We start from the raw sequence: 344 nt of genomic DNA, 5'->3' as shown, positions 1-344 counted from the left end.
CTACAAGTAAGTCGCTGTCCCTTTTCAGGTTAACACTATCAGCTTTCCAAATTTTTAAAGAACGGGCTTAAAAAAGCCAAAGATAAATTTTCGTTTATCTTTGGCATCTCTATCCAATGCATGCCTTACTTTCTACTGGTAAAGTAAGTTTACTCAGTCAATTAGAATAATTCCCTAACCGACTAGCAAAGTAAATGGTGTATTTACATGATAGCTGTCGAACCTAAGTTCTTAACAATCAAGTAAATGGTGGAGCTATGCGGGATCGAACCGCAGACCTCCTGCGTGCAAGGCAGGCGCTCTCCCAGCTGAGCTATAGCCCCATTTACATGCAGTCAAACAAA

General features: G+C 40.7%; 1 tRNA gene. It reads right to left on the bottom strand.

The annotated features are described in order from the left end of the window. Positions 1 to 247: 247 nt before the first annotated feature. A tRNA-Ala gene (locus tag CXF82_RS01470) sits at positions 248 to 323 on the bottom strand. Positions 324 to 344: the final 21 nt, after the last annotated feature.

Source organism: Shewanella sp. GutDb-MelDb, from assembly GCF_002836075.1.
In the GTDB taxonomy this organism is placed as follows: domain Bacteria; phylum Pseudomonadota; class Gammaproteobacteria; order Enterobacterales; family Shewanellaceae; genus Shewanella.
The sequence above is the reverse complement of the archived record's forward strand: the minus strand, read 5'-3'. Positions and strand labels throughout refer to the sequence as shown.